The 23,704-nt window shown below is 39.9% G+C and carries 19 protein-coding genes; 4 read left to right on the top strand and 15 right to left on the bottom strand.

Features of this window, described 5'->3' with window-relative positions:
• Nucleotides 1–7 precede the first annotated feature (7 nt).
• The 12 genes from WC614_00610 to mraZ all read right to left on the bottom strand — a co-directional run bounded on the left by WC614_00610 (nt 8) and on the right by mraZ (nt 11,969).
• A complete protein-coding gene (locus WC614_00610) occupies nt 8–1,222 on the bottom strand; it encodes a putative peptidoglycan glycosyltransferase FtsW (protein MFA5031495.1) in 1,215 nt (404 codons plus the stop codon).
• Between the two features lies 1 nt (nt 1,223).
• Entirely contained in the window at nt 1,224–2,645 is a 1,422-nt protein-coding gene (murD, locus tag WC614_00615; GenBank protein MFA5031496.1) for a UDP-N-acetylmuramoyl-L-alanine--D-glutamate ligase, read from the bottom strand.
• A 133-nt stretch (nt 2,646–2,778) separates the two neighbouring features.
• Complete coding sequence (gene mraY, locus WC614_00620; GenBank protein MFA5031497.1) at nt 2,779–3,861, bottom strand: phospho-N-acetylmuramoyl-pentapeptide-transferase; 1,083 nt, start codon at nt 3,859–3,861, stop codon at nt 2,779–2,781.
• 28 nt (nt 3,862–3,889) lie between these two features.
• The gene (gene murF / locus WC614_00625) at nt 3,890–5,341 is read right to left on the bottom strand and encodes a UDP-N-acetylmuramoyl-tripeptide--D-alanyl-D-alanine ligase (GenBank protein ID MFA5031498.1); all 1,452 of its coding nucleotides are present in this window, start codon (nt 5,339–5,341) and stop codon (nt 3,890–3,892) included.
• 104 nt (nt 5,342–5,445) lie between these two features.
• The gene (locus WC614_00630; protein MFA5031499.1) at nt 5,446–6,954 is read right to left on the bottom strand and encodes a UDP-N-acetylmuramoyl-L-alanyl-D-glutamate--2,6-diaminopimelate ligase; all 1,509 of its coding nucleotides are present in this window, start codon (nt 6,952–6,954) and stop codon (nt 5,446–5,448) included.
• Nucleotides 6,955–7,011: 57 nt separating this feature from the next.
• Complete coding sequence (locus WC614_00635; GenBank protein ID MFA5031500.1) at nt 7,012–7,230, bottom strand: hypothetical protein; 219 nt, start codon at nt 7,228–7,230, stop codon at nt 7,012–7,014.
• A 35-nt stretch (nt 7,231–7,265) separates the two neighbouring features.
• Nucleotides 7,266–8,861: a penicillin-binding protein 2 gene (locus WC614_00640; GenBank protein ID MFA5031501.1), complete on the bottom strand. Its 1,596-nt coding sequence runs from the start codon at nt 8,859–8,861 to the stop codon at nt 7,266–7,268.
• Between the two features lie 174 nt (nt 8,862–9,035).
• Nucleotides 9,036–9,227: a hypothetical protein gene (locus WC614_00645; protein MFA5031502.1), complete on the bottom strand. Its 192-nt coding sequence runs from the start codon at nt 9,225–9,227 to the stop codon at nt 9,036–9,038.
• An 18-nt stretch (nt 9,228–9,245) separates the two neighbouring features.
• A complete protein-coding gene (locus WC614_00650; protein MFA5031503.1) occupies nt 9,246–9,476 on the bottom strand; it encodes a hypothetical protein in 231 nt (76 codons plus the stop codon).
• A 92-nt stretch (nt 9,477–9,568) separates the two neighbouring features.
• A complete protein-coding gene (locus WC614_00655) occupies nt 9,569–9,985 on the bottom strand; it encodes a hypothetical protein (GenBank protein ID MFA5031504.1) in 417 nt (138 codons plus the stop codon).
• Between the two features lie 274 nt (nt 9,986–10,259).
• Nucleotides 10,260–11,282, bottom strand: coding sequence for a 16S rRNA (cytosine(1402)-N(4))-methyltransferase RsmH (rsmH, locus tag WC614_00660; GenBank protein MFA5031505.1), 1,023 nt, complete (start codon nt 11,280–11,282; stop codon nt 10,260–10,262).
• Between the two features lie 255 nt (nt 11,283–11,537).
• Nucleotides 11,538–11,969: a division/cell wall cluster transcriptional repressor MraZ gene (gene mraZ / locus WC614_00665; protein MFA5031506.1), complete on the bottom strand. Its 432-nt coding sequence runs from the start codon at nt 11,967–11,969 to the stop codon at nt 11,538–11,540.
• A gap of 940 nt (nt 11,970–12,909) precedes the next feature.
• Between mraZ and WC614_00670 the strand changes: the two genes are divergently transcribed.
• The 4 genes from WC614_00670 (at nt 12,910) to WC614_00685 (ending at nt 15,906) form a co-directional block, all read left to right on the top strand.
• Nucleotides 12,910–14,148, top strand: coding sequence for a CAP domain-containing protein (locus WC614_00670; protein ID MFA5031507.1), 1,239 nt, complete (start codon nt 12,910–12,912; stop codon nt 14,146–14,148).
• A gap of 167 nt (nt 14,149–14,315) precedes the next feature.
• Nucleotides 14,316–14,927, top strand: coding sequence for a serine protease (locus WC614_00675; GenBank protein ID MFA5031508.1), 612 nt, complete (start codon nt 14,316–14,318; stop codon nt 14,925–14,927).
• Between the two features lie 302 nt (nt 14,928–15,229).
• Nucleotides 15,230–15,622, top strand: a complete 393-nt coding sequence (locus tag WC614_00680; GenBank protein ID MFA5031509.1) for a HEPN domain-containing protein — start codon at nt 15,230–15,232, stop codon at nt 15,620–15,622.
• The gene (locus tag WC614_00685; protein ID MFA5031510.1) at nt 15,595–15,906 is read left to right on the top strand and encodes a nucleotidyltransferase domain-containing protein; all 312 of its coding nucleotides are present in this window, start codon (nt 15,595–15,597) and stop codon (nt 15,904–15,906) included. The genes WC614_00680 and WC614_00685 overlap by 28 nt, the downstream gene beginning before the upstream one ends.
• A gap of 263 nt (nt 15,907–16,169) precedes the next feature.
• Here WC614_00685 and WC614_00690 read toward each other — a convergent pair whose 3' ends face one another.
• The 3 genes from WC614_00690 to WC614_00700 all read right to left on the bottom strand — a co-directional run bounded on the left by WC614_00690 (nt 16,170) and on the right by WC614_00700 (nt 23,539).
• Complete coding sequence (locus tag WC614_00690) at nt 16,170–18,137, bottom strand: helicase C-terminal domain-containing protein (protein ID MFA5031511.1); 1,968 nt, start codon at nt 18,135–18,137, stop codon at nt 16,170–16,172.
• 371 nt (nt 18,138–18,508) lie between these two features.
• Entirely contained in the window at nt 18,509–20,503 is a 1,995-nt protein-coding gene (ligA, locus tag WC614_00695) for an NAD-dependent DNA ligase LigA (protein MFA5031512.1), read from the bottom strand.
• Nucleotides 20,504–20,605: 102 nt separating this feature from the next.
• The gene (locus tag WC614_00700) at nt 20,606–23,539 is read right to left on the bottom strand and encodes a C25 family cysteine peptidase (GenBank protein ID MFA5031513.1); all 2,934 of its coding nucleotides are present in this window, start codon (nt 23,537–23,539) and stop codon (nt 20,606–20,608) included.
• Nucleotides 23,540–23,704: the final 165 nt, after the last annotated feature.

Consider the following 23,704-nt stretch of genomic DNA (forward strand, 5'->3'; position numbering starts at 1 on the left):
ATCCCGCTCAGCTGGACTTTTCGCTCTCTGTTTCCGTGATTTCATGACTATCTTCTCTATGAAGGCTTACATTTAAAAGTATTCCGACGCTTATCAAGCTAGCCAATAAGTTTGAACCTCCGAACGATATAAACGGGAGCGGAACTCCGGTTGTCGGCAAAATTCCGCAAGCCACGCATATATGAACCATTGCCGATATGAACAACAAAAAACTTATTCCTATCGCCAGGAGGTGTCCCATTCCATCCGGTGCGCCCCATGCAATTCTTATCCCTTTCAGGAATAACAATAAAAACATTAAGCATACAAAAGAGCCTCCTATAAGGCCAGCTTCTTCAGATATTATCGAAAATATGAAATCAGTATGCGGATAAGGCAGGAACAAAAGCTTTGCTTTTCCTTCTCCAAGACCTTTTCCAAGAAATCCTCCCGCACCTATCCCGTATAATGACTGCTGCAGCTGGTAATTAATAGGTTGTTTTATTTCTCCTGGTGCTTTGGGGCCGTCTTTCGTTTTGTTGGACCCATTTCTATTTTCATCTTGTATCGCCACATATTTCGTTACTCTTGCCCTTGCGTATGCAAACTTCGGGGAATTCATAAACCCTATAACTCCAATGCTTCCGAGTAAAACCACCGGAGCCATTAAATAAATAAGTTTCACGCCACCCATAAACAGCATAACAAAACACGTCATACATATTACGGACAATATTCCAAAAGATGGTTCCAATGCTATCAAAACACCTACAACCGCAATCACACCGAGCAAAGGCAGAAGCGTTTTTTTTACATCATTTTTATCTCTTTTTGACAAAAAATCTGCAATAAATATTATAAGGGCTATCTTGACAAATTCCGATGGCTGGATTGATATACCCGCTATCTTTATCCATCTGTGCACACCGTTTATTTTTGGTCCAAATATAAGAACCGCAACAAGGAAACACACCGTTAGCCCAAGGAACCCCCAGGATATTTTTCCCAATAAATGATAATCCGTTTTTAACAAAATAATACACAATATAATTCCAACCAGTAAAGGTATAAGCTGTTTTCTCAAAAACACCAGGCTGGTTATCTGATTATTTTTCCCTCCGTTTTTAACCTGTTCGCTTATAAAAACAAATACCGAACTCGAATATACCATTACTATCCCGACAGCGAGAAGTATTCCCACCATAATGATTATATCGCTATTTGCTCTTTTTATATGTAGCATTTTAATTCTTTATATATGCCCTTACTTTTTGCCTAAAATCTTCTCCTCTTGCGCTGTAATCTCTATACCAGTCAAACGAAGCAAACCCGGGCGACAATATTATTACATCTTCTTTTTGTGCTTTGGAAAAAGCGATTTCTACTGCAGATTCCATACTTTTCGCTTCTTTATGTTTTACGGTTAACCCTTTTGACAGTCTCTTTGCTGCCTCTCCAATCAAGACACAAAATTTTGCATTTTTGTTCATCGCTTCTACCATTTTTACCGTAGAAAAATTTTTCTCTTTCCCGCCGGCTATCAGAATTGTCCCTGTTTTCCCTAAACTATTTAACACCTCTATAAACGCCGCAGGATTGGTACACATCGAATTATTTATTATTTTTATTCCTTTATAAGTATCTACTTCTTCCATCCTGTTTGAAACTCCCTTAAATGCTTTCAGTCCCTTTATGATATGTTCTCTGCTTATTCCAAGCACTTTTGCCGCAAGAATAGCAGCAAGGTAATCTTCCATCAAACAACCCCATCTTATATTTAAGGCTTTTGTATTAAATTTTTCCACCGTCCTACTGCTCTTGCCCGTGTTGCATATTATGTCGTTTCCTTCCACCCATATATCGGGTGACAAAATTGATGAAGAGGTTCTTTTATACATGGTAGAAAAATATAATTTCCGTGATTTCAAGTTTAATTCCCGCATATTCTTAGCATCAAAATTCAATATCGCAAAATCATCTTTTGTTTGGTTCATAAACAATCTTAGTTTCGCTTTTCTGTATTCGCCAATATTCTTATACCGGTTCAGATGGTCAGCAGTAACATTAAGCAGCACGCCTACTTTGGGGCGAAACGTTTTTATGCTTTCAAGTTGAAAACTACTTATCTCTATCACCGGGATAAAATTTTGAATCCCATATAAATTGACGACCTCAGTAAAAGCCGTTCCCGTATTTCCGCAAACAACGCTATTTTTCTTTGCCTCTTTTAAAATATTATTTACCAGGTGCACTGTTGTTGTTTTCCCGTTCGTCCCCGTTACGCCTATTATTTCCTTTTCTTTACCGTCCCGGCAAAAAGACTCATACGCGAATTCCAGTTCTCCTATTACGGGAATTCTTTTCTTTTGCGCTTTCCGGAAAATAGCAAGATTTAAAGGAACTCCGGGCGAAACAATAATCATATCCTGCTTTAATAATTTCTCGCTATTAACGCCAAACTTTCCGTCAATATTTATTGTTTTTCCTCTAAATTCCGGTATCATCGACAATTCGGATAAAAATGTTTCGAACTTCCCCCTTACTTCGGCAGAAGAATCATTAACAAAAACTTTTACATTTTCTTTTAACAAAGCTTTTGCACAAGCCATACCGCTTCTTTGAAAACCTACAATCCCGACCTTTTTTACTTGTTTTTCTTTTTTCATTTTCCTTCCTTTCATATTCTTCTTCGCTGCTTACCAAGTAGAAACAGAGTCTCCCGCCTACCCGCGTCTTTTAATCTTTTCATTCCAAAATCCGCTCCGCCTGAGGCGGACTAAAATCCAAAATCTTCCTTCCTCATCTTATTTTCAGTGTAGACAAACAAACGACAAGAAACAAAATTCCGATAATCCAGAACCTGACTACTATTTTATTTTCGGGCAAACCTTTTTTCTCGTAATGATGGTGAATTGGTGCCATACGGAACAATCGTTTCCCGTGTGTTCGTTTGAAATAAGCAACCTGTAAAATAACGGACATTGTCTCGATGGCATATGGTCCGCAAGCCAATAAAAGCAAAACTTCCTGTTTTATAAGCACTGCCGCCACCCCGATAATTCCGCCCAACATAAGCGCTCCGGTATCTCCCATAATAATTTGCGCCGGCGACGTATTATACCACAAAAATCCGAGCGCTGCACCGGCAGCCCCGGCAAGGAAAACGGTTATTTCACCCGCACCCGGTATATGGATGATTCCAAGGTATTGAGAAAAATTTAAATTTCCTACTGCATATGCAAGAACAAGAAACGCAAATATGGCTTCCGCGCCTAAACCGATTGCAAGCCCGTCAAGACCGTCCGTGAGATTCGTTGCGTTTGTGACGGCAATTAATACAATCACTACAAAAGGAATATAAAACCAATCAAGATATACAAACCAATTCTTCAAAAACAGTACCGTCGTATACGATCTAAAACTAAGATCCTTGGGGAAAAAGTAAACATATGCTCCCACCAGTAACCCGATAATTATTTGAGGTAAAAACTTTTGTAACTTAGAAATACCTTTATGTAACTTTATTTTTCTCATATCATCAACTACGCCTATAGCGCCAAAGGCAAGAGAAGAAAGCAAAATGACCCAAACAAAAGGTTCTTTCAAATCGCACCACAACAAGGCAGATACGGAAACCGCAAACATCAGAAGCAATCCACCCATAGTAGGAATATGCGTTTTTGTTTCCTGGCTTTTTATTCCTTTTTCTCTCACCTGGGCAAGGATTTTCCGTTTGGTAAGCCACCTGATTATGTATTTCCCGCAAATCAAAGATAGCAACAACCCGGTTGCACCTGCATAAGCAGCACGGAAAGTTATGTACTTAAACAAATGAAAGAAAAAATATTTTGTATGTAACGGATACAACAAATCGTATAACATTTTTACTCCTTATTTTAATTCATTACATTTATAAACTCGACACAATTTTAGACATTCTCATCGCGTTGGAGCCTTTAATAAGAACTATATCACCTTTTTCCAGGAACTTTTTTATGAACGGAATTACTTCTTCCGAAGACCTGAAAGAAAACTTTTTTCTCGCATAAATATCTTCAATATAGTGTTTCGCCAGTTTTCCCACGCTAATGATTATATCTATATGTTTCTCTTTAAGAAAAGCCCCCACATCCATATGAAACTGCTCGCTCTTTTTGCCGAGTTCCAGCATATCTCCAAGAATAGCTATGGTTCTATTTTTTCCTGCTTTCTTTGTTTTCAGATCGGCTTGTGCTTTCAAAACACACAACTCTTCTATCGCAGCACGCATTGAAAACGGGTTTGCATTGTAAGTGCTGTCTATAATACGAATTCCTTTTATATCAATTAATTCGTCCCTGTGTTCCATTGCCTCGACATTTTTTAGGGCTTCCGACATATCCTTAAGGGGAACGTCAAAATAAATTCCTGCGCTGATTGCCGCAAGCGCGTTATAAACGTTATGAATGCCTATAAGAGGCATTTTAAATTTAATTCCGTCTACCTTAAAACTTATCCCGTCTTTAAGGTCAACTTCTTGCGCCGTCAAATCCAAACCCACACCTGTTATTCCAAACTTAAATTTTTTCTGTATAAGAGGATACGGAAGTTTTATCGTCCTGAGTAACACATCATCTCCGTTTATTATGGCTACACGTGTTCCGCGCAGAAGCTCGGATTTTTCTTTTAATACGCCTTCAAGGGTTTTAAAAGCTTCAAGGTGACAGGCACCGATATTCGTAATTATCCCCGCAGCCGGGTTTGCAATTTCCGATAATCTTTTTATTTCACCTTTACGATTTGCTCCAATTTCAAGCACGCACATATTATTCTCTTCTGCAAGGTTAAACAAAGTTAACGGCACCCCGGTAAGACTATTGTAACTACTTTTATTTTTTAATACGTTATATTTCGCCGAGAGACAGCTCGCGGTCAACTCTTTTGTAGTTGTTTTCCCGGTTGAACCTGTTATGCCGATTACGGGTATCTTAAATTTTTTTCTGTAATATGCGCCAAGATCTCCCAAAGCTTTTAAGGTGTCTTGCACAACTATTATTTTGAGATTTATTTGTTGAAACTCACTTTTTATTTCCCTGATATCGGATAAAGTTTTTTTTACTTTTCCTCTTTCTATAAACAACGCGGATACTTTTTTCCTGACCACATCTTTCACGAAACAATTCCCGTCAACTTTTTTCCCTTTTATCGCTACAAACAACTCTCCTTCTTTCACCGTTCTTGAATCTATCGAAACTCCCTCGATAAATTTATTTTCTTCTAATATCAACAATCTCTTGTTTTTGGAGTGACAAATATATTCGGATATATTCAACAAATTTCCTTTAACGCCTGCTTCAATTTCTTTAACGTTTAGTTTTTCCATCTCTTTTTTATTTTCCCCCTTACAAGTCCCTTAGGCTTTAGCCTTTAGAGCTTGTTATCCAGCTCAGCTGGATATCCCGTCTTTAATTATCAAACTGTTCACTTTCATTTTTTTCTTCCCAGTGCTTCCTTAATTACGGCTTTTTCATCCCACGGCATTTTGAGTTCTCCCAGAAGCTGGTAATTTTCGTGGCCTTTCCCGACTACCATTATTACATCTTCCGGGGATGAGCGTTCTACTGCATGTTTTATTGCAGTTTCTCTATCAAGTATGACTTCGTAATTACATTTATTTATTCCCGAAATTATATCCTCAATTATTTTTTTAGGGTCTTCGCTTCTCGGGTTATCTGTGGTCAATATTACGTAATCGGCATTTTCCGACGCTACGTTTCCCATCAACGGTCTTTTCCCGTGGTCCCTGTCGCCTCCACATCCGAAAATGCATATAAGACGCCCCACCGTTATCGCTCTTGCCGAGCGTAAAGCCGCTTCCAGAGCCCCGGGAGTATGTGCGTAATCCACTATCACACGGTTGATTATGTCAAACCTTCCCGGCACTACTTTTAAGTTTTTTATTCCTTCGCTTATTACGTCAAACTCTATTCCGTCGGCAAATGCGCATCCCGTCACAAGTAATATGTTCATAAGGTTGTGCGGTCCCACGAGCGGAGAATATATCGTTCCTTCGCCTTTTCCACTCAAAGGAAACCCCTTCGGAATATCCCACACGACTTTTATTTCAAGTCCGTTCAAATCGGCTTTTAGTATTTCCCCGCGCACATTGTAATCTTTGGTTTCGCTACCATAACTCAGCACTTTTGCTTCCGTTTGCGAACTATACTGTTTAAAAACAGAACTATCTTTATTCAATACTGCTATTTTATCCTTTTTTAATCCCTTGAATAATTTTAACTTCGCTTCGGCGTATTTCTCCACCGTTTCATGAAAATCCAGGTGATCTCTTTCAAGAGTCGTAAACCCGGCAACGTCAAAATCCATCCCGTATACCCTGTTCAATTCGAGCGAATGCGAAGAAACTTCCATCACGCAAACTTTTGTTTCTTCTTCCACAAAATCAGCCAGTACGCTTTGCAATTCCGGAGCTTCAGGTGTAGTGTTGTACGCTTCCATTTCTTCTTTCCCGCCGGTATACTTTATCGTTCCTATTAATCCCGTTTTCAAACCCGCCGCTTCATATATGGATTTCAGAAGAAACGTAGACGTAGTTTTTCCGTAAGTTCCGGTTATTCCCACCATTTTTAATTTTTTTGCAGGATTGTCATAAAAATCTCTCGACAATATCGCCATCGCCTTACGGCCGTCTTTCACGAGTATCGTTTCCACGCCTTCAGCCAGGTTAAAGGTTTTCGGAAGAGGTTCTTCCACGACCAAAACTTTGGCGCCTTTTTCCATCGCAGGTTCAATATACTTCAATGCGCTGTTACTTATGGAGTCTCCTAATTTAAATCCTTTGTATGCCACAAAAATATAATCTTTCTTTACCTTGCGGGAATCATAAGCTATTCCTTTTATATCAAGTTTTAACAATCTTTCCATAAGTTCAAGAGGTATGAGTTCTGCAAGTCCTTCGGAAATTAAACTTTTTATCAATATATCTCCTCTCATCTTCTTTTCTCTTTTTGTTTATATCCTAAATCATATACCTCTTCATTTCTCTGTGCTCTCAATTTTCTTATCTGTTTTTGTTCCTGATTTTCTGATATTCTGATTTCCTACCCTCTGATATTCGGATACTCTGATATGCTCTTTATTTTTCCATCCTCTTGACTCCGTGTTCTCTGTGGTTAGACTTATCTGTTCTATGTTCATCTTTTTATAGTTCATTTTCAACTCCACTTCATTCTGTTTTTCTTTTAATCTCTTCATTCCAAAATCCCCAATTCAAAATCTGATATTTCTTCTCATTTTACCGCTTCCGTCAATTTCAACGTATTTTTCTTTTTAGAAAACATCGTGTTCTGGTTATTCACCGGCATTTCTTTTTTCATTACCATGTTTTGATTTCCAGAAACCAGGCTTGAATCGCAGAAACACTGGTATTGTTTTAGTTTTACGATATTGCTTACTATTTCTTTAATAACCGGTCCACACACCTGGCTGCTCAAGCACATTCCTTTGGGTTCATTAATTACACACGCCACAACAATTTCCGGATTATCCGCAGGAAAAAAAGTTATAAAACTTGCGATATATGCATCTTTATATCTTCCGTTAACGGCTTTTTGGGCTGTTCCTGTTTTACCTGCCATTTTCAAGCCCGGAACTCTTGCGCTCATCCCGGAACCATATTCAATTACACCGCACAAAAGAGAATTTACTATTTGCGCATCCGCGACGCTTAAAACTCTTCTCACCACTATAGGACTGGATTCGTATATTGTTTCCCCTTCGGAAGAAATTATTTTTTTCACTATAATCGGCCTTAAAAGTTCTCCTTTATTTGCAACTGCCTGGTAAGCAAGCGCAAGCTGGAGCAAATTGCAACTCATCCCCTGCCCGAACGATATATTCGCAAAACTAAGCGTTGACCATCTGTCCGGTGTAGTTAACCTTCCGGGAGCTTCACCGGGCAATGGAATACCCGTCGGCGTTCCAAATCCGAAAAGTCGTGAGCCAACATAAAAGTTCCCTTTTCCTATACGGGGTGTAAGTCTTACAAATGCTACGTTACTTGACTGCCATACGGCTTGCGAGAACGTAAACTCGTCGTGTTTATGAACATCGTTAATAGTATGATTTCCTATGGTTATTTGGGCGCTTCCGTCTTCCACGATATCCTGCAATCCCACAAGTTTGTCTTTCATTAGTAACGCAATCGGGACAACTTTAAAACTGCTTCCCGGTTCAAACTGGTCTTGTATGACCGAATTATTCCATTCTTTAAACCTACGCCATTCCGTGGGATTACAAGACGGGACAGTTGCCATAGCGAGGATTTCTCCTGTTTTACATTCAATTACCACACCGCTTCCTTCTTTTGCGTTTAACTCTCTCAGCCTTTTCATTAAAGCAGTTTCCACTATGGATTCTATGTCCGTATCTATGGTCAGGACTATATCGTTTGCGAATTTCATAGGTTTCATAGGGAGCCCGGGATAAGGATAAAGTTTCCCGTAGGGAGTTTTAGCCAATGTCAACCACCCAGGAGTTCCGCTCAGTACGTGTTCAAATTCGTATTCCACGCCTTCAAGTCCCATACCGTCTTTTCCTATGAAGCCGATTGTATTCCCGCAAAGTTCATGCAGCGGGTATATGCGTTTTTTACCTATGGTAAGAGCAAACACTTTGTATTCGCGGTCATATATTTTCCCCCTCGTGGGAATTGTTTTTATTCTTTTTTCGGATTGCTCTTTCACGCGGGTTTCGATACCCGTATACCGGACAATTTGCAAGTCTATAAGTTTGGCAATAATAAATATCTGCAGAGCCACACATAACACTATCAACGTAGCAATTCTGCCGATAGGGAAATCTTTATCCGAAAATTTTTTACCCATTATTTATATTTTTTTCTCTGCGTCAATCTATATAAAAATCCTTTTTTATTTGTACTGTTTTAATCTGTTTTTCTTTTATCCTGCCGTTATCTGCGTTCATCTGCGTCCCTACTTAGACTTTGTTCCGTATGGACATTATAGTCAAGCTCTTTCCAGCTCAGCTGGATTAAATCCCTAACATCCCCAATGTCTAAAATAGTCCAGCTCATTTATAAACTCTTGTGTATAATGTTCACTTTTCAGCCGGGCCGGATTAATCTCTATGTTTTTTTCTCTATTATAATCTATAGAAAAATCTTTTTTTATATGTAATGTTTTAATTTGTTTTTCCGATGTTTTTTTATTTTCTACGTTTTCTTTTTTCATATATTTTCCTCCAACGGTTTAAACCATATTATCAAGGTTTGCCGATTTTTTTTCTTCACTATGTGCTATGTAGGAACGTTCTGCCTCAGGTGAATTACCCACCCACTGCAATATTTTCATCTGTTTTTCCGATGCTTTTTTGTTGCCTGAGTTTACGCGGGGTTTATCCTGCGCAGGGATATCACGCCAGCTTACCCAGCTCAATTGGGTCGCCTGCACCCAAAAATTTTCTTCTGTTTGTTTTTTCATTTTTCGCCCCCTATTCTCTCTCTTACTCTCTCTATCAATAATGTAGAGTTAGGAGCAGAGGCTCCTACCTACCCACGTTTATTCTGTTCATTTTACTTTTTCTGTGTTTTCTTTGGTAAGACTTTTTCTGTTTTCTTTTTTTCCGTTTTTTGTAGTTTATTTTTCGTTTCTTTTACTGCGGACGAATCCGGTTTTGAAGTCACGGAGGAATCCGGTTCGGCAAGGTTTGTTCCGACTATCCTGTCATATCTTGCAAGGTTAACTTCTTTTGCGCGAAGGTTATCCAATTCTTCTCCTATATTTTTAAGCGCTTTGTTGTCCCTATCCAGTTGAAAAGTCAATCCCACCGTAGAAAAGTATTCTATCAGATAAAGTATTCCCACGACAAAAATGCCTATTGCAATCAAACTTATATTTTTTACGCCGATTCTTTTTACGCTTAGTATGTTCCCTATATCTTCAACTTTGACGTTTCTCGCATCAAACTTTAATCTCTTTTTCCTTCCCATTTTTATTAGTTAGACTTTGCCACGCAGGGGCATTAGTCTAATTTATCCAGCTCAGCTGGATAAATGCCTAAAATCCTAAATAACATTCAAACCTATTTCGTATGCGTCCAAAAACTATCTTTTCTATGTTTTCTCCGTGTTCTGCGAAAATCATATTCTGTTTATCTTATTTATATCTTTTTCTATTTTTAACTCTTTCATTTATGTTTTTTTTCAAATCTGCAAATCCTTTTTTATTTGTACCATTTTTATCTGTTTTTCTGTTATCCTGACGTTATCTGCGTTTATCTGCATCCAAAATTTCTCTGTTTTCTGTATTTCCTCTTCCTCTTTCTGGACCCCAGTCTCCACGTCTTTCTCTTCCCCAGCCTCCGTCTCTATCCTTTCTTCGTTCTCGCATTCCTTTTTCTCTGAGTCTTTCTTTTTCGCCTTCTTCGATTCGTTCCGCGCATCTCATTTTTGCGCTTCTTGCGCGGTGATTATTTTCGATTTCAAAATCCGTAGGCACGACGGCCCTATGCGTAACTTCTCTCAGTTCCTGTGAAGTCCTGAAGTATCTTTTTATGATGCGGTCTTCGAGTGAATGATACGCAATGGTACAGATTCTGCCTCTTGGTTTCAGCAATTTTGTTGCATCTTCAATCCCCTTGGAAAGGGAATTAAGTTCGTCATTCATAAATATTCTCAAAGCCTGGAAAACTCTTCCGAGTGTTTTACTTCTGCCTTTCCACGGGGTAATGTTTGCAATAATATCCCTGAGTTCCATCGTAGTTTTGGGTTTACTTTCTATGACAAGTCTTGCGATACGGCGCGCGAGGTATTCTTCGCCGTATTCTTTGAGAATAAATTCGAGGTCATCGACTTTGAGTTTTTCCAGCATTTTATAGCAGGGGAGTCCGCTTTCACGGTTAAAACGCATATCTATGGGAGAGTCGAACCTGTGGCTGAAACCGCGGTCCGGAGTATCTATATGAAAACTGGAAAGTCCAAGGTCAAAAAGGATACCGTCTACTTTTTCAGGAATAATACTGCCTATTTCCTTGAAGTTCGACCATAAGAAATTTATATTGGAGTTAAATGATGTTAGATTTTTTTTTGCCAGTTCCATTGACTCGCAATCGGCGTCAATGGCATATATTTTTATATCCTTGCAAGCATTAAACAATGCAAGAGTATGTCCGCCCAACCCGAGAGTGCAATCAACATAAACTCCCCCGGTTTTGGGTCTTAAAAACGCAACTACTTCCTTTTCAAGAACAGGTATATGCGTTCCTGGTTTTAATGTTTTTTCATCCATATTTATCAAACTAAAAACTTTTTGCCTTATCTTTCCCTCTGTGTCCTCTATCTGTTAGTTTTCAACTCTAAATCCTTTTCTGTTCTCAGTATCCGTGTAAATCCAGGTCTGTTATCCGTGGCTATAAACCTTCCCGTTTCTTTTTCTCAGTGTCCTCTGTGGTTAGACTTATCCGTTTCCAGTTTCATGCTTTTTCGTGTTTTTATGGCAGATTTCTCTGCTTTTTTTGTTCCTTATTCGGATAAAAAGAGCAAACTACAAATTCAAATCCGGCAGTCCCTTTATGTATGTTGGTTCCGCCTCACCTTCCGATTCATAAACTTTAGTGTCCCAAATTTCTATCCTGTTAATTACTCCGATAATAGTCACTTCTTTATTGATTCCGGCGAATTCCAACAGATATTTCGGAACCATAATTCTGCCCTGGGAATCGAGTTTTACCTCGCGGGCATTTGCGGTAAACCATCTCACGCCACGTCGGGTCATTGCATCACTCGTAGGATACTGACGAAGTTTTGACTCGACTTTAAGCCATTCATCAAGGGGATAGAGGACAAGACACTTATCAAACCACTTGGTCACCACAAAGCTCCCTTTGGCTTTTGATGATAAACCTCTCCTAAAGTCAGCAGGGATAAACAATCTCCCCTTATCGCCCAGGTTATATTCGTACTTGCCTCTATACACTCTTCCTCCACTTTAAACCACTTTTCACCACTTATACACTATAAGTGCTATAATAAATACTGTTTGTCAAGTGGAAAAATGATGTTTATGAAAAAAATATTTTGAGGATAAAAAAACAGGCAACAGAATAGAAAAAAATTAGCCACGGATTTTCACGGATGAACACGGATAACAGAAAGTCTTTGAGTTGAAAACGAACTACAAAAAAGAACAGAATTTTATCCACGAATGGACGCGAATGAACAAAAACAGAAAGATCAACCACAGAGATCACAGAGAACAAAAAACTAAAAATAAACAATAGAGTTGAAAAATAATAGATAATAGACATAGAGGACACAGAGTGAAAAGAGCAGAGTACACAGAGAACAGAACAAAAGCCGGGTTGAGCCCATAGAACTGAATATCCAAGGGGGGAATAAGACTCTCTAATGGCTATAGCAAAGAGCTTCTACTAATCCCCTAAAAACTAAAATTTCACTGGATAAGTTTAGAGCTAAAAACATCGAATACTTAGACATTTCTAGGTTTATTTGGTTTTTAATCTGTTCCCTCTTTTTTTTCCTCTGTGCTCTCGCTTCTGTCGTCTGTTTGTCTTTATTCTTTAATTTTAATAGTTGACTGTGGTTTGATTTTCTTTTCTTTTTCTTATTTTCTCTGCGTGCTCTGCGATTACTTAGAGTTTTCGCCTTAGTTGCATTATAGCAGACTCTTGTCCCGATTTATCGGGACTTAGAGGTCGCTATCCCTCTAGCGGGGCTCTAAATTATCCTGCTCCGCTGGACTTTTTGTTTTGTAAAAATTATCCGCCAACTTTTCTTTAATTTCCCGCCATTTTTAAGTATCTTCCGCCCGGACCGAAGATTTTCTTAAAAGCACTTGACAATTAATCCAAAAAGACTCACATAATATTATTATTAAATTTGAAAAAGGAGACAAAATGAAAAAATATTTTTTGAGTGTATGTTTGGTTTTGGGCGCATCTCTTTTATTCGCTACGGGTTCCAACATCGGAAAAGCATTTTCCACTGGACCTATGGCAACGAATAACTCTTCTACTTGCGCATTAGACGACAAAGCATCTGTCATTCCGACTGCTGACGAGATAAAGTTGGACAGTCTTGTAAACGCCGCAAGGCAAAACCCATCAAGTGTCGGATGGGGGTCTTACCCGGTGGTCGCGCCGTTAAAGGCAAATATAAAATTATGGGAAGCGAGTATTTTTCATTCCCAGGAAATGATAGACAGCGGATACTTCAAACATGATTCTTATCGCGCAGGCGGGACGGTTATGTATGAATCCTGTCGCGTTCGTATTATGAATAGATTTGCATACACTCCGGACGCCGGCGGCGGAATCGGAGAAAACATTGCCGGAAATTCGACGGTTGAAGGAGCGTTCCAGGCGTGGTTAACTTCCACCGGTCACAGAAACAACATTTTCAGCGCAAACTACACTGAACACGGAATCGGGATTGTTGACGGGGGACCTTACGGAAAGATGTTCACGCACGATTTCGGAAAAAGAAGCATCGTTTATGACCTTACTGCGGCGGTTTCGGATATTTCTTTTACTCCCGGAAACCCCGACGTTGGCAACATAGTACAGATTACTGCAGTAATTCACGAACTGCAAAAGACTCATGCGTTCCCGGTAATCGTTGAGTTCTGGGACGGGAATCCTTCTTCGGGAGGGACTTTAATCGGCACGGATAAGGTTGACGCAATAATCAACTACAACGGCACCGAGAACGCCGTATTTTCGTGGAACACGACGGGAAAAGAACCTGGCAGTCATGATATATGGGTAAAAATTGACCCGGGAAGCAAGTTTACGGAAACCAATGAAGGTAACAACAGCGCATATAAAAGTATATCACTCGGGCAGGGAGCGGAAGAATCAAAATCAAATTCCGGGTTTAGTCTTTCGGTAGTTTCGGATAACGATATAAACATTTCTTATTCGTTGGACTGTACGGGCAGGTGTTTATTGAAGATTTATGACTGTTGCGGGAATTTGGTGACAACGTTAGTAAACGGAAAACAGGAAGCAGGTATTTATAAGGTAGCCTGGAACAAGAAAGATTTACGGGGAAAGAAAGTTCCCGCGGGGATATATTTCTGTAATCTTGTGGCCGGGACACGTGAGTTGACAAAGAAAGTAATAGTGGTGAAGTAGACAAGTAATTAGTTAAGTAAGGGAAGTAAGTAGAGTGAGGTAAGTGGGTAAAATATTTTTTCCCTAACTTAACTAACTCACCTCACTCAACTAACTCAACTCTTATTTCTTCTGTTTGATTTTTTAATTGACTATCCGTTTACGCCCTATACACTCCATTACAACAAATGAAGAAACTTTTCCCCTTTCTATTAGCGTTCGTATGTATGATAAGTTTTTCGTGTGCGTGGTATGGGAGCAAGGTACTCGTGCATCAAACAAAATCATGCGTAGTAACGGTAGTTATATGTGATTCCGAAGGGAAGAAAATCAAACAGGGGAGCGGTTTTTTCATAGACGATATTGGAGGGCTTGCGACTTCTGCCTACCTTATACGTGGCGCTTCAAAGATTAGGGTTTACGAGGGTGATACAAAAGGAAAGTTTTTAACTGCGCGGGTAATTAATCCCTATTTACGCAACGGCATATCGGTTTTGCAGTTACCCGGGAAATGGGGCACTTCTGTGAGGTTTGATTTTACTTATATTCCGACTATCGGGGACAAAGTCGTGGCGATTGGGATGCGTGGGAATGGGCAAACCGCATCTGAAGGGGTGATAGTAGGTTTCAAGGATTTTCAAGGAAAGAAATACATTGAGTTCAGCGGGGTAGTTTCCGAAGAAAGCACCGGCGCTCCGTTATTAAATATGGAAGGAAAAGTAATCGGGGTAGTGGATTGTGAAATGAATTCTATTTCAAAATCAGAAAAATCCTCCTTCGCGCTGAAGTTCCATAAGTAAGTACGGAACAGAAAAAGAACAGAATTAAACCCATCTATACTGGATAACTTGGAGTAATCCTACTAACGTAGAAAACTCCAAGTAACCAAGAGATTTCACACGATTTACACACGATTAAAAAATAACAACCAACAAGATAACAGAATAAAAACAGTAACCACGCGATTTTGACATGATTAACACAAGATTGAAACAGAGGGCAGAAATTCTATTTTCTTTTTGCTTAACAAAATATTTGACAAATAAGCTTTTAAAAGCATTATTACAGAATAAGTTTTTAATTGGATTGGAAAAGGTTATCTATGACACGGAAAGGATTGATAGAATATTGGATTAAAACTTCGGACAAAGATTTTTCAACAATGGAAAACCTTTTTAAGACTAAGGATTATCACTGGGCATTGTTTGTAGGACATTTAGTTGTTGAAAAATTATTGAAAGCTTATTATGTAAAAATGATATCAGCAGAGTCTCCGTTCACTCACGATTTATTACAAATTGCGGATAAAGCTCATTTAACTTTGTCAGAAAAACAAAAGGATTTATTAGACTTAGTAACCACATTTAATATCCGGACAAGGTATACGGATTATAAATTGGAGTTCTATAAAAAATGCACTAAAGAATATACAGAAACTAATATTAAAAAAATAAGGGAGTTTAGAGTATGGGTAAAAAAGAAATTAGCAGAATAATTCAGAGCTACTTAAAAGTGTTGGAAGAGAATAAAATAAAAGTTATAGCGGCGTATTTGTTTGGTTCTTATATTAAGGGAAATTTTAATAAAAACAGTGATATAGATTTGGCAATAGTTTCGGATGATTTCAAAAAAGATTCTATGGAAGCACAGTTATTATTAATGAAATTAAGAAGAAAAATTAATATTTCTATTGAGCCACATCCTTTTCTTAGCAAAGATTTCGTGATTGGGAATCCTTTCGCTTCAAGAATTATAAAAACAGGCAAAAGAGTTAAGTAATACGGAACTCTTTCGCGCTGAAGTTCCATAAGTAAGCGCGGAAAGATAGTGGACAGTGGTCAGTGGTCGGTAGACAGTCTAGAGAAAGGAAAAATTTCACAGAACAAAAACCTGCCACAAAAACACGAAAGCACAAAATCACACTAAAAAGAGAACTGAAAAATTAGCCCAGCTGAGCTGGATAAGTTAGACTAATGCCCCTGCGTGGCAAAGTCTAACTTAACAAACAATTACCCAATTACTATCTATTACAGTTTTTACAGTTATTGCTGCTTAATTACCTGAATTAACGCTTTTTTATCTTTGAAGAATTTCTCTACGGGTTTGATGTCGCGGACCCTTTTGTGCATCGGGAGCGAGGCGATAAACGTCCTGCCGTATTCCTTGTTCACTATCCTCATATCAAGTATGGCGACGATTCCAAAATCCTCTTTTCTCCTGATGAGCCTTCCAAACCCTTGCTTCAACTGCATCACGGCTTGAGGTAGCTGGTACTCGATAAACGGGATACCGCCGTCCTCGGTTATCTTCTCTGCCCTTGATTCGGTTATCGGAGAATCCGGAACTTCAAACGGCAACTTCGTGATAATCACCGTGCTTAAAGCTTTTCCCGGGATGTCTATTCCCTGCCAGAAACTCGAAACTCCAAACAAAACCGAAGGTTTTTCCTTGAACCTCCGCAACAACTCGTTCTTTCCGAACTCGTCCTGCTTGAAACAGGGAACACTTAGTTTGCCGTTTAACATACTATACACACCGTTCATCAGTTTGAAACTCGTAAATAAAACAAGCGTTCCGCCGGTCTGCGAAGTCGTTTTTACCAGCGCCTCCACCTGTTTGGCAATAAACTCCGTGTATTTAAGGTCTTTCGGCAAGACTCCTTTCGCAGGGATATACAGGATTACATTGTCCTTATAGTCAAACGACGACGCCAATAACAACTCTTTCCGGGGTGTCATCCCGATTCTGTCTGCGACGAAGTCGAATTTTTTGTCCACGGTTAAAGTCGCCGAAGTGAGCACTATCGGAATATCGTGACTAAAAACGTTTTTCTGCATCCACAAAGCAACGCTTATCGGGGCGCTTCTGATAGCAATGCGGGGTTTTCGCGCGTCACGGTATTGCGAAGATTCTATCCAGTGAACGGTATCGGGTTCTTTTTGCTCGAGAAAAGAATTGAGCGTCGCCCTGATGTTGCTGCATTTGGTGATATATTTTTCAAGTTGGACCATTCTTTCGGGGTCATCGGTTCTTTTTCTTATTTCTTTTAAGGCTTTTCTGATGGTATCGAACTCGGTCGGGAACTCGCTCCCGATTTTGTCAATCACGCGGAAGGTTTTGTTTTTGCCTGCGACGTTCTTTATCATATTAAAGAAATCCGTTGACGCTCCCGAAACGCTTCTCACGATTTCTGTAAACTCGGGGACTTTTCCGATTTCCCTTTTTATGACTCTTAAAAAATAATCTATGCTGTAGTTTGATATGTCAATCCCCGCAAAGGAAGTCGCCACGTCTTCAAGTTCGTGAGCTTCATCGAAAACGAGAACGTCATACTCGGGAAGGATTTTTCGTCCGCTTGCGACGTCCGCAAAAAACAACCAATGATTGACAAGGATGACGTCCGCTTTTTTAAGGTTTTCGCGGGCTTTCTTGTAGAAACAGCGATTGAAGTAACTGCATTTCTGTCCGATACATAAATCCGGGTCTCTTGAGAATTCATTAAATATATCGCTGACGCCTTCTTTTTCGAATTCGCTTCTCAGACCGGTTTCGGTTTTGGCAGACCATTGGATAAGACGGTCGGTTTCGTTTTTCTCGCGGGGAAACAAGAGCTGCATTTTTTCGATTACAAGTTTATCTTTTCTGCGAAGGCAGAGATAATTTGCCGAGCCCAGTGCTAAAGTCGCGTTGAACTCGAGTCCTGCAGAGCGGAGAAGAGGAATGTCTTTTTCCATTAACTGCTGCTGTAAAGTTTTTGTGTAAGTGGAAACGACGAGTCTGCTGTGTTGTTCGCCGGTTTTGTTTTGGGAGGGATTTGAGTTTTTGATGAAGTTAATAATGGGTAGAAGGTAGGCGAAGGACTTTCCGATACCCGTTCCGGCTTCGCAGATGAGGTGTTCTTTCGTGAGTAAAATCTCGCCGATAGCGTTGGACATAGTCATCTGGTCTGAGCGCTGCTCGAAGTCAGGAAGAGACTTCGCAAGATTCGACCAAATATTAAGAATATCCATAACACCTACTAACTTGCCACAAAAGCACTAAAACACAAAAATTCAACCACAGAGAACACAGAGAGAAAAAAGACAACAAGAGACAAAGATAGATTCTTCGTCTTCGACTCAGAATGACAACATGGGATAGCACAGAAAAAGAACAGAGGACACAGAGAACAGAAAACGGAGAAAGTTTTATCCACGAATGGACGCGAATTAACACGAAAAAAGAAAATAGAAAAATAGTAACTAATTTCCATTTTTCTTAACATATCCTATCCTTTTTTTAATCCGTGAAAATCCGTGTCTGTTATCCGTGGCTAAATTCTCTTTATTCTGTTATTTGTTGTTCTTTTTACGTTCAACCCTCAAACACTCAAACATTCAAACTATCTGTTTAATATTTCCCTGAATTGATCTTCTGTTATGATTTTTACGCCTAATTTTTTTGCTTTGTCGTACTTGCTTCCCGTTGCTTCTCCCGCCAGCACAAAATCCGTTTTTGCCGACACGGATGAACTTACCCTGCCGCCTTCCTTTTCTATGATTTCCGTGACTTCATCCCTCGTAAACCCCGCCAGCGTCCCCGTTAAAACAAAAGTTTTTCCTGTAAACTTCTCTCCGATGGAAATTTTTCCTTCGCGGGAAAGCTTTACGCCTGCTTTACGAAGAGCTTCTATCATTGTACAATGCTCTTCGGACTTAAAAAAATCAATTATTGCTTTCGCGACTATCTCCCCTATTTCCCTGATTGCGGTCAATTCTTCCGACGTGGCAGACTTTAATTCGTCTATACCTGTGAAACTTTTTGCCAGAAGTTTTGCCGTATGCACGCCGATATGTCTTATACCGAGAGCAAAAATCAGGTGCTCGAGTTCTATGTTTTTGGATTTTTCTATTTCAGCGAGCATGTTATCCACGGACTTTTCGCCCATACGGTCAAGTTCTATGAGTTCTGCGCGCCTGTCTTTTAGTTTGTAAATATCAACTGCAGTTTTAATAAAGCCTGCATCCATAAGTCTGGAAACGACTTTCTCGCCGAGGTCTTCAATGTTCATTGCATTTTTGGAAACGAAATATTCTATTCTTCGCTGGGTCTGCGCGGGACACTGGAGGTTTTCGCATCTCCACGCGACTTCGTTTTCGTATTTTACGAGTTTTTCTTTGCAAACGGGACAATTATCCGGCATTTTGAATATCTTTTCTTTGCCCGTTCTGGTTTCGGTTACGGGTTTTACGACTTCGGGAATTACTTCACCGCCTTTTTTTATGAAAACGGTATCTCCTATTCTTATGTCTTTTCTGGAAATCTCATCCGCATTATGAAGGGTAGCTCTTGCAATCGTTGAGCCTGCAAGGAGAATCGGCTTTAACTTCGCGACGGGAGTAATGATGCCCGTCCTGCCGACCTGCAAAAGTATATCTTCGAGAATTGTCGTGATTTCGGTTGCAGGAAACTTGTAGGCGATTGCCCATTTCGGGTTTTTGCCGGTTGCGCCGAGTTTCTGTTGCATATCAAAACTATTTACTTTTATGACCATACCGTCTACTTCGTAAGGCAAATCTTTGCGGCGGTCTTCCCAGGAGTTACAGAAATCTATTACTTCTTCGATGTTTTTGCATACTTTAGTTTCGGGATTAATTTTGAAACCGAGTTTTTCGAGTGTTTTTAGGGCTTCGTAGTGGGTTTCTTTTATGGGATATGGGGACGTATGGATAAAAATATCCAGTCCTCTTTTTGAAGTTATTTCGGGATTAAGGTTTTTTAGACTACCCGCGGCGGCGTTGCGCGGGTTCGCGAAAAGCGGTTCGCCGGCTTTTTCCCGCTCGACGTTGCATTGGGCAAAACTTTTTTTCGGAAGGAAGACTTCTCCCCTTGCTTCAATGTTTAGAAGGGATTCATCATTTGTTTTTTGTAAAGCGAGGGGAACGGATTTTATCGTGCGCACGTTATGGGTTATGTCGTCGCCCGTTGTTCCGTTGCCTCTTGTCGAGCCCCGGAAAAGCTTGCCGTTACGGTAAATTAAAGCAACTGCCGTGCCGTCGATTTTTAATTCCACGACGTATTCGGGGGAGTCTTCCACTTCTTTTTTTACGCGTTTATCAAATTCGTAAATTTCTTCGTTTGAGTAAGTATTTTCGAGACTGAGCATAGGAAAGGAATGCGCGACTTCGCGAAATCCGCCCGTGAGTTCGTTGCCGACTCTTTGAGTGGGAGAATCGGGAGTTATCAATTCGGGGTATTGCGTTTCGAGAGATTTTAATTCATCGAATAGCCGGTCATATTCGTAATCGGAAATGATGGGGGCGTTCAGGACGTAGTATCTGTAGCTGTGAGAATTTATTTTTTCTCTTAGTTGTTCCGCCTTATTTTTGATGTCCATATTATCGGCACTTTACCGTTTAAATATTTCCCGTATCCGCTTGGGGCTTCCCAAAGGAGATTTGGTTTCTATATTTATATATTCTACTTTTATTTAATATCCTTATTTTATAATAATTAATTTGGCGGTCTTGTCGTATTTTCCTGTAGACAGTTTTACGAAATAGACGCCTGTTTTCAAACCTGTAATTTCTTTTTTATATTGTCCCGGGGCTTGAGTTTCGTTTATGAGTGTTTTTATCTCGCGTCCGGATACATCAAAGAGTTTCAACGAGACTTTGCTCTTTGCGAACAATTGGTAAGATACGAGTGTTGACTTGATAAACGGGTTCGGGTAAGCGTTTAAGTTGAGGGACACGTTAGACACGGGAGAATTTATTTCTGCGACACCTTCGGTAGAAACGGTCAGTATCACGGGTTCTTTGTATATACTTTCGTCGGGGTCATTGGAGGATATACGCAAAGTATCTTTATATACGCCCACTGGGAGTCCTGCAGGCTGAACGGTTATTGAAATGGATGCGGATTCACCCGGCGCAAGTGACATAGTTTTTGTGGAAAGGCCGGCAATCCAGGATGCGGTATAAGTAATGTCGCTTACCTCAAGGTCATCGGGTTTTCCGCCTTTATTGCATATCCATATAGTTCCGTCTTTGCAGGGAGTAGTTTTGTATCCAAAATGGTACAAGGAAGGGTCGCCGTATAGGTTAATAGTCAGCAAATTAATCCATGGATATCTTGACAATCCCAATGCCGCATAACTTACTTTTGCAATGGCAAAAGCAGCGCCTACTTTACATTTGGAAACGCTTGTATCGGAAAGCAATTTCTTAAAAAAGTAATACATCATATTCTCGCTTCCGGTCCATGCAGAGCGACTTGCCACGCAAACACTAACACATCCTTTATTTAACAATCCTGCGCCCAGATTCCATTCTATTTCCGGGAATCCGCATAAACAGGAATTAATGAAAGCCACAGACGGTCTATTATCATCAAGTTCTTCGACATCGGAAACTTCTAACAATGATGGCCATGTCATTTCGGCATCTTCGGGAACACCATCGCCGTCGTCGGTAGCCCAGACTTTACGCGCAAATCCCTGAAAAGACCCGTGACTAAATTCGGCAAAAATACCTGTGCCGTTCAAATTACTTACCATATTGGTGTGCGAAAGCGGGGCATCGCAGGCATAAGGGCTTTGTATGCGTCCCTCTTTCTCATATAAAGTAACAGCCATTGAAGAGTTTACTATAGAGTTATCGAGGAGCAATTCCATTATATCCGCTCCATCTATAGTGATCCTGCCCGAGTTGTTTTCGTTCTGGAAATACAACATTGCCGCGGCAAGAACCGATTTCTTTTTATACGACAGCGTAGTATCCCTTTCAAAATTAATTATTTTTTGAGTTATATGTTGAATTACGGCCGCATCACTCCAGGGGATTCTACCAACATACACATCGGATACGTAATCAATGACGTCATTTCCACCCGGATTTCCTGTGGAAGTTAACATTTCTCCGAAATAAGCATCCCCGTCTTTGTTCCATGAAGTATTGTCAGGGTTCGTAAGTTCGGCATAATATAAGTCTGTCGGTATCGGATGTTGAAGCGAGTCCATCCCTGAAGGATACGGATTATTGCTGAATAGACAGGCAGTCCGCATAGGGATATCCATATTAGTGCCTACTATCAAAACGTATTTTATTCCCCACTGGGCTACAGGATACTTATCTCTTAAAAAGTTTCTTATCTTTTGCTGGATATCAACCCCGGAATAAGCGCCGTTTATGGAATCCGTCGTTACTATGGCTACTTTATACCCCAAACCTGTTTTCCAACCCGCAAGCGTTGCACACGCCGATTTTAATGCATTTGTAGTTATAATAACGTAATCGTAAGTCGGAGCTTTGCTTTCGCCTTTATAAGTGTACCATTGTCTTGCTTCATTCCAGTTGTAAATCATAGCGGAAGCTTCATCTTCCGCCATATTATCCGACGCCAGTCTTTTGTATTCGGCTTCTTTATCCGCATCCGCCCTGTATTTTACTTTAACCTGCAAGTGAGACGCGTAACTTAATTTCCCTGTTACAGCATTATACTGAAACGGATAAACGGCTACCGTTGCAAGGTTATATTTTCTTAACCCGCCGGATGACAGGAGTTCGCCCTTTGCTGCAGGGTATTGCGCATTTAGTGAATAAGTTGTTTGTTTATTTTTATTATACTCTTCAAAACAAAAATTGATTAATTTTTTATTATCCATTAAAGGGAAAACGACCGGCGCAGGAGCAACATTATAGTTTCCCGGAAGAATTACGCTATTCCCGAGCACTTCAACGCCTTCAACTACGGCATTCGGCGGGACAGCAAGAGTTACGGTTTGGAATGGCAATGCCGGTTTACCGGGCTCGTTCGTTTGTTCAAAACCGTTTATGCTTACCTGAACGCCATTGCTAACTTCTTTTACGTCAAAAGCAGGGACATCTATGTCTACGATTACTTCGTTTGATGTCCACGAACAGTTTGAGTATTTATAATCGGGGATATGGTAATAATAAGTCAATGCGTCCGGTGTTACAGCTATATCCGGCAGAGCGCCTGTTACCCAATAATAATTATGAGAATATTCGTTATCCGTTTCCGAAGACTCCGTGATTTCATTATTTGCGTCGACTACAAGTTTCATAGTATACGTACCGGGGACAGAAATCGTGCTCTGCAAGCATTTAACATTGATAGAATCGCCCGCTGCAAGGGTCGTAAGACGATAGGATTTAATAATGGAATCGTCTTTCATTATCCTGACATAAAAACCGGACGTAACGTTCTGGTCTCCGTTATTAATAATTGCCCAGCTGTAATAATATGGGCTGCTGGTATATAATGTATCCTCGGAAATCACATCCTGATCAATAGAACAGACCAGCGGAGCACTCCAACCCACAATAGTTTTCGTAGCAAGATTAGGCAAAGCAAAAACTTGCGTCGAAAATAAAATCATACCACATATTATAAATGTCATTTTTTTCATAGAACCTCCTGACTACTTTAATTAATAATATACCAATTATATATATGATACTTTATACATTATCTTGTCAACTAACTTTTACATTAATTTGCCCTTATTAATAAAAAATTAAAAATAAAAAAAATTGTAGGTTGACAATTTCATTCTCTCAACATATCTTAAACA

The organism is bacterium, assembly GCA_041649255.1.
Classification (GTDB): domain Bacteria; phylum Hydrothermota; class UBA3073; order JACQXS01; family JAQTXJ01; genus JAQTXJ01.

Bases quoted from the DNA above. Each gene is read 5' to 3' on its own strand.
- WC614_00610 (MFA5031495.1), bottom strand. From the start codon at position 1,222: ATGCTACATATAAAAAGAGCAAATAGCGATATAATCATTATGGTGGGA.
- murD (MFA5031496.1), bottom strand. From the start codon at position 2,645: ATGAAAAAAGAAAAACAAGTAAAAAAGGTCGGGATTGTAGGTTTTCAA.
- mraY (MFA5031497.1), bottom strand. From the start codon at position 3,861: ATGTTATACGATTTGTTGTATCCGTTACATACAAAATATTTTTTCTTT.
- murF (MFA5031498.1), bottom strand. From the start codon at position 5,341: ATGGAAAAACTAAACGTTAAAGAAATTGAAGCAGGCGTTAAAGGAAAT.
- WC614_00635 (MFA5031500.1), bottom strand. From the start codon at position 7,230: ATGAAGAGATTAAAAGAAAAACAGAATGAAGTGGAGTTGAAAATGAAC.
- WC614_00640 (MFA5031501.1), bottom strand. From the start codon at position 8,861: ATGGGTAAAAAATTTTCGGATAAAGATTTCCCTATCGGCAGAATTGCT.
- WC614_00645 (MFA5031502.1), bottom strand. From the start codon at position 9,227: ATGAAAAAAGAAAACGTAGAAAATAAAAAAACATCGGAAAAACAAATT.
- WC614_00650 (MFA5031503.1), bottom strand. From the start codon at position 9,476: ATGAAAAAACAAACAGAAGAAAATTTTTGGGTGCAGGCGACCCAATTG.
- WC614_00655 (MFA5031504.1), bottom strand. From the start codon at position 9,985: ATGGGAAGGAAAAAGAGATTAAAGTTTGATGCGAGAAACGTCAAAGTT.
- rsmH (MFA5031505.1), bottom strand. From the start codon at position 11,282: ATGGATGAAAAAACATTAAAACCAGGAACGCATATACCTGTTCTTGAA.
- WC614_00670 (MFA5031507.1), top strand. From the start codon at position 12,910: ATGAAAAAATATTTTTTGAGTGTATGTTTGGTTTTGGGCGCATCTCTT.
- WC614_00675 (MFA5031508.1), top strand. From the start codon at position 14,316: ATGAAGAAACTTTTCCCCTTTCTATTAGCGTTCGTATGTATGATAAGT.
- WC614_00680 (MFA5031509.1), top strand. From the start codon at position 15,230: ATGACACGGAAAGGATTGATAGAATATTGGATTAAAACTTCGGACAAA.
- WC614_00685 (MFA5031510.1), top strand. From the start codon at position 15,595: ATGGGTAAAAAAGAAATTAGCAGAATAATTCAGAGCTACTTAAAAGTG.
- WC614_00690 (MFA5031511.1), bottom strand. From the start codon at position 18,137: ATGGATATTCTTAATATTTGGTCGAATCTTGCGAAGTCTCTTCCTGAC.
- ligA (MFA5031512.1), bottom strand. From the start codon at position 20,503: ATGGACATCAAAAATAAGGCGGAACAACTAAGAGAAAAAATAAATTCT.
- WC614_00700 (MFA5031513.1), bottom strand. From the start codon at position 23,539: ATGAAAAAAATGACATTTATAATATGTGGTATGATTTTATTTTCGACG.